At 69.4% G+C, this 6,164-nt stretch carries 2 protein-coding genes and 2 pseudogenes; 1 reads left to right on the forward strand and 3 read right to left on the reverse strand.

The annotated features are described in order from the left end of the window. Nucleotides 1-58: 58 nt before the first annotated feature. The 3 genes and pseudogenes from ACFWXC_RS43755 to ACFWXC_RS43765 form a co-directional block, all read right to left on the reverse strand. Nucleotides 59-377: pseudogene (locus ACFWXC_RS43755) on the reverse strand (transposase); the annotation flags it as partial. A gap of 517 nt (nucleotides 378-894) precedes the next feature. Then, nucleotides 895-1,035: pseudogene (locus ACFWXC_RS43760) on the reverse strand (IS5/IS1182 family transposase); the annotation flags it as partial. Between the two features lie 69 nt (nucleotides 1,036-1,104). Then, nucleotides 1,105-2,073 carry a winged helix-turn-helix transcriptional regulator gene (locus ACFWXC_RS43765; RefSeq protein WP_384488208.1) on the reverse strand — a complete coding sequence of 323 codons (969 nt, stop codon included), beginning with the start codon at nucleotides 2,071-2,073 and terminating at the stop codon, nucleotides 1,105-1,107. Nucleotides 2,074-2,334: 261 nt separating this feature from the next. Between ACFWXC_RS43765 and ACFWXC_RS43770 the strand changes: the two genes are divergently transcribed. After that, on the forward strand, nucleotides 2,335-6,072 hold the full coding sequence (locus ACFWXC_RS43770; RefSeq protein ID WP_384488210.1) for a S8 family serine peptidase: 3,738 nt from the start codon (nucleotides 2,335-2,337) through the stop codon (nucleotides 6,070-6,072). The last annotated feature ends 92 nt before the right edge of the window (nucleotides 6,073-6,164 follow it).

Raw genomic sequence — 6,164 nt, forward strand, 5'->3', positions numbered from 1 at the left:
CCGTGTTATGGCCCCGTCCGGTAAGGGCGAATTCCAGGGGGCGTTGCAACACAGGTGATCAACTGGCTGTGGCCAGGAGCTTAGCGAGGCGCTCGGCTGGAGTTTCCCAACCGAGCGTTTTGCGTGGGCGGCTGTTCAGCCCGGCGGCCACGGCATCCAGCTCTTCGCGGCTGCAGCGGGCCAGGTCGATGCCCTTGGGGAAGTGCTTGCCCCAGCAGGCCGTTGGTGTTCTCCTTCGAGCCGCGCTGCCAAGGACTGCCGGGGTCGCAGAGTGTCGAGACGGTCTGTATGAGCGCGTCGCGCGTCTGCGTGGGCTGGCGGCCGTCGGGGAGGTGGACGAGGGTGACGAAGCGGCTGGAACGTTCGACGAGGGTGCCGGGACGTCCGACAGATCCACCTTCGAGGCCGTACGGCTCTGGGAAGGCGGCCGAGAAGCCCACTCGGTGTGTATGTCCGCCCAGGCAGGATGCAGGTACGGCTGCACGCACTGCGCTACCGCTTTCGCGCGTACACCCTTCATGCGGAATCTGCGGCCAGAGGAGATCACCGCGGCGGTGCAAGCGGTGGCGGAACTCGTTCGAACCCTCCAGGGGGACAGCTGCGCGGTTCGTGAAAATGACCTCTGCAATGACCTCTGCGCATGGCCTCTGCGCTGCGCGAACGTTCCGCGTGGCCAAGGACCGTGCACATCGAGTGCAGGCCGGCATGGGGCACCGCGCAAGCCCCCGTGGCGACGTCCCGGCTCACAGACCGTGTTCGTCCGTCAGACGCATCAGGTTCCGCTTGCGTTTCTGGTTGGCGAGGGTGAGCTACCACCGGTCACGGGCACCGGTTTCGGCGGCGGCCTGCCAGGCGGCTTCGACGTCGTTGTCGTCGAGCAGGGCGTCGACCAGCGGTGCGGTTGACGTAGAGGATCGCGTTCCATGCATCGCGGAGTTCGGCGGATGCCGGCTTTCCGGTGGGCCTGCGGTCGAGCCGGGCTTCCCTCCAGGTTGTCAACGTCGGTTCGATCAAGGCCCATCGGGCGTCGGACAGGTCCCTGGGCTACGCAACCTGTTCACCCCGTACCGCACTTGACGGCGTAATGCGCACCTGAACGCCCGCTCAGATCCAGCCTCGCTTGGCGGCTTCGGTGCCCAGCTGGAAGCGGGTATCGAGGCCGAGCCGGGACGTGATCGCGGCGATCCTGCGGGTCACGGTGCGCGCGCTCGTCCCCAGTTGCCGGGCGATCGCCTGGTCCTTGTAGCCCGCTTGCAACATTCTCAACAGCAAGAGATCGTCCGTGCTCGGCTGGTCGGGGGTCTCCGGGGCCATCGAGACGATGGGTTGTGCCCGCTGCCAGTAGACGTCGAACAGCTCGAGGATCGCATCGAGCAGACCCGACTGATGGACGACGGCAATTTTGTCGTACCGTCCTCCGATCAGCGCGACCAGCGCGACACGACGGTCCATGATCCGCAGCCTGAACGGCAGGGCCGGCAGGAGCCTGGCCTGCTCGCCGAGCTTGGCAAGGCGGGTGATCAGCTCGAATCGGCCAGGCTGCTCCAGCCCCTCCGGGATGTAGACGGACCGTATGTCGATGCCGCGGCCCAACAGGTCCATCGTGAAGGCCTCCTCCAACTCCACGCTGTACGGGCCCAGGTACGGAGGCCGGTCAAGAACCCAGAAGTGGGTGCGCATCGATTGGGTCAGCTCGGCCACCCGTAGGGTGACCGCCGCCTCACCGGAGATCACCTCCACCAGCTCGGTCGGATCCCCCTGCAGCCGGTTGGCGCGGTACTCACTTGCCAGGTCATCGACCGCGTCCCACACCGCGGTGAACGCCGCCTCGGTATCGGCTCGGCGCCTGGCGAGCAGTGCGCTCAACGCGGTCCGCGGGCTGACCGGCCGGTACTCGCCGTGTCGTTCTCTTCGCAGCACTCCCAGTTCCACCAACCGGGCCACCGCGTGGTGTATCCGGCTGGGTGTGGTGCCCAGGTGTTCGGCGATCTCCCGCGCTGTCCGGTCCGGCTTGGCCAGATAAGCGCGGTAGACCCGCTCGTCGAACTCGCTGATCCCAAGGGCGTCGAGCACCGGGCATCCTCCTTGTCGTCACCTCCCGGCGGGCCGTCGGGCCGGCAATGGCGCGATTCGCCAGCTGGCGATATCAGACACGAGCCTGGTCTATACATCTCCCGGCCACAAGCCTTAACTCTGATCGTCCACGCCTGCCGCGATCCCAGAACGCTCACGATCGGTCCTCCGGCCATCCGCTCCCGCCCCCGCCGATCCGTCATTTCAGCCATGAATCGCTTGCGGGCTGCCCCCGGCCCCACGGAACAGTCAGGGAATCCCTTGAGATCATCACCGAGACGCTGGAGTGTGTTCGCCGTCGCCGGCGCCGCCCTCCTGTCGTTGGCACAACCCGCCGCCCTGTCTGCCGCCCACGCCGCGGCAGCCACGACCAACGGCTCCGCCGCTCCCGCCGCGCAGCGCAACGTGCCTCCGGGAGTCCACTCGGTCACCCTGATCACGGGTGACGTCGTTGTCACACGGCAGTCGAGTGCCGGTCGCGGCACCGTCGATGTGCGCGGTGCCGCCGGGGCGGAAGCCCAGGCGCACATCATGGAGACGAACGGCGACCTGTACGTCTATCCCGACTCCGTTCTCCCCTACCTGGCGGCGGGCACGCTGGACAAGCGCCTGTTCAACATCAGCCGGCTCGTCGCGGACGGCTACGACGACGCACATCGCGATCAGTTGCCGCTGATCGTCTCGTACGACAGCAAAGCCGCCGCAGGGCTGCGTTCCGCAACCCCCAAGGGCGCTACCCGGGTCAGGGCCCTCGGCAGTGTCCAGGGTGCCGCGCTGGCCGAGGACCGGGACCGGTCGGCGGACTTCTGGCGGGCTGTCACCTCCGCGCCCGCGTCGGGCTCGAGGACCACGGCAGCCGCGTCCGGCGGACCGGCCTTCGGCGAGGGCATCGCCCGCATCTGGCTCGACGGGGTCGTGAAGGCGGACCTCGCCGAGTCCACCTCCCAGATCGGCGCACCGCAGGCGTGGGAGGCCGGTGACACCGGGCAGGGCGTGGACGTCGCCGTCCTGGACACCGGTGTCGACGCCGAACACCCTGACCTGGCCGGTCGGATAGCGGCCTCGCAGAGCTTCGTCCCGGACGAGGACGTGACGGACCGCCATGGACACGGCACCCACGTCGCGTCCACCATCGCCGGCACGGGAGCCGCGTCGGACGGCAAGGAGAAGGGCGTCGCCCCCGGCGCGCGCCTGCACATCGGCAAGGTGCTCTCCGACGAGGGCTCCGGCCAGGACTCCTGGGTCCTGGCCGGCATGGAGTGGGCCGCACAGGACCAGCACGCGGACATCATCAACATGAGCCTGGGCTCCTCGGACCCGTCCAACGGCACCGACCCCCTCAGCACGGCGGTCGACCGCCTCAGCGCCGAGACCGGGGCCCTGTTCGTGGTCGCCGCGGGCAACACCGGTACGGACCACAGCATCGGCAGCCCGGCCGCGGCTGACGCCGCCCTGACCGTGGGAGCCGTCGACTCCTCGGACGACATCGCCTACTTCTCCAGCCAGGGCCCGCGCGTCGACGGCGGGCTCAAGCCGGAGATCAGCGCGCCCGGCGTCGACGTGCTGGCGGCACGCTCCCAGTACTCGCCGTTCGGCGAGGGCAGCTACCTGACGTTCAGCGGGACCTCCCAGGCGACCCCGCATGTCGCGGGCGCCGCGGCCCTCCTCGCGGCCGAGCACCCCGGGCTGACCGGCTCCCAGTTGAAGGACCTCCTGGTGAGCAGCTCGAAGCAGACGCCCAAGTACGACGCCTTCCAGGCGGGCAGCGGCCGGGTGGACGTCCCGTCGGCGCTGGGCGCCGACGTCTTCGCCTCCGCGACCGCGTTCGCCGGCCAGGTGACGACGGGTGCGTCCGACGCGGTGAAACGCCCGGTCACGTACACCAACACAGGCGACGATCCGGTCACCCTCGACCTGTCCGTTCAGGCCCCGGACGCCCCTGCGGGAATGTTCCGGTTGTCCGCCCCCGAGGTCGTCGTGCCGGCGCACGGCACCGCCGAGGTCACGGTCACCATCGACGGCTCCGGAGCGACGGGGAACGGCCGCTGGAGCGGCCAGGTCGTCGCGGCCGACACGGCGGGGAAGGTCGTCACCCACACGGCGGTGTCGCTGGGCGACGTCACCCACAAGCTGACCGTGGTCCTCAAGGACGCACACGGAAAGCCGATGTCGGGGGTCGTCGAGCTGCTGCGGTCCGGCGACGACGCGCCCCAGTTCTGGGTCGTCGACGAGACCGGCACGTTCCAGACGTACCTCCCGAACGACGTCTACTCGGTACTGTCCTTCAAGACCGTGCAGGGTATCCACGGCCCGCACTCGATGGGGATGGCACTGCTCGGTGACCCCGAGGTCGTGATGGACCACGACGCCACGGTCACCCTGGACGCCACGAAGATCGAGCGGATCGACATGACCACGCCGCAGCGGTCCGAGGCGACCTACCAGCGTCTGGAGTACGCCCGCTCGATGGGCGGCCGGCTGTGGCGCGACTACATGGAGACCCAGACCAACTACGACAGCCTGTGGGCCCAGCCGACCACGCACAAGGTGACCCACGGCACCTTCGACCTCGGCGCCCGCTGGCGCAAGGAGCAGCCGGCCCTGGCCATCGCCACCAAGACCACCGAGTTCACGGACGCCCACCGGCAACAGGACGTCACCCCGCTGTCCCAGGGTCACCACAGGCTCCCGCTCGTGGCCGCAGGCGACGGCACGAACGCGGACTACGCCGGTGTGGACGCGCGGGGCAAGGCGGTCGTCGTCCGCCGCAACGACATGATCAGCGACGCCGACCAGGCCATCGCGGCGATCAAGGCGGGCGCCAAGCTCCTGCTGGTCGTGAACAACACACCCGGGCGAGGGTTCCGGAGCTACAGCGACGACGAGTGGACGCACGCCCCCGCCCGAATCGACGTCTCGCTGTTGAGCACGGACGAGGGCGAGAAGCTCTTCGGCCAGGCCTCCGCTCACGGGGCGACGCTCTCGGTGGACTCGCAGCCGGTCAGCCCTTACGTGTACGACCTGATGTGGACGTGGCACAACGAGATCCCGGACCGCCTGGTCGTCCAGGGCGGCCCCAAGAACCTCGCGCGGGTGAACGTCACCTTCGACAGCCCCGACCCGACCCTGGGCGGCGGTGAGTTCCGCTTCGACTGGCCGGCCTACAACAGCAACTGGGGCATCGGCACGACGATGCGTGAGCCGGTGAACTCCCAGCGGGTCGACTGGGTCTCCACCGGGCCCGGATACTCCTGGGGCCAGGAGGCGTACGTCGACGACCTGCTCTTCGAGATCGAGCCGCGTACCACCTACCGGGCGGGCAGCACGCAGACCCAGCAGTGGTTCAAGCCCATCGAGCGCCCGTACCTGAACGACAACTACCATCCGCCCACCCGCAGTGGGAGCCGGCTGACCCTCGACGTGCCCGCCTGGGGCGGCTCGGACCACGTCGGCATGTCCATGGACTACCAGCGCACGCGGCAGTCCCTCACGCTGTACCAGGGTGACACCCAACTGGCCCAGAACGCGGGGAACACCATGGTGCAGGCTGACGCACCCGGTGCCGGCAAGCTGCCTTACCGTCTCGTCCTGGACGCCGGCCGGGACAGCACGGTGAGCCCGTACTCCCCCACGACGCACACCGAGTGGGACTTCACCTCCAAAGCCCCGTCGGGCGACGAACAGGCGGTCCTGCCGCTGCCGCAGATCAAGTACGCCGTCAGCACGGACGCGGCCGGGAAGACCGCCAAGAACACGACGCTCACGGTGTCCGCCGCCCAGCTCCCGGGTGCCGTGGGCGCAGGCAAGCTGTCGGCGGTGACCCTGGAGGTGTCCTACGACGACGGCCGCACCTGGCGGAAGATCACCAGCGGACACGACGGTCGGTTCGGGCTGTCCGCCCCGAAGCGGGCCCGGTTCGTCTCGCTGCGGGCTCACGCCCACGACAGTGCCGGCAACGCGGTCGCACAGACCGTGATCCGGGCCTTCGGTCTCCGCTGACCAAGAGCAGGCCACCCACACGCCGGACCTGAACCACTGGTGCGGCGGGGGGGGCCCCCCCGGGGGGGCCCGCCCCCCCCCCGGCGCCGGCG

This window comes from Streptomyces sp. NPDC058683 (genome assembly GCF_042716195.1).
Lineage (GTDB): Bacteria > Actinomycetota > Actinomycetes > Streptomycetales > Streptomycetaceae > Streptomyces.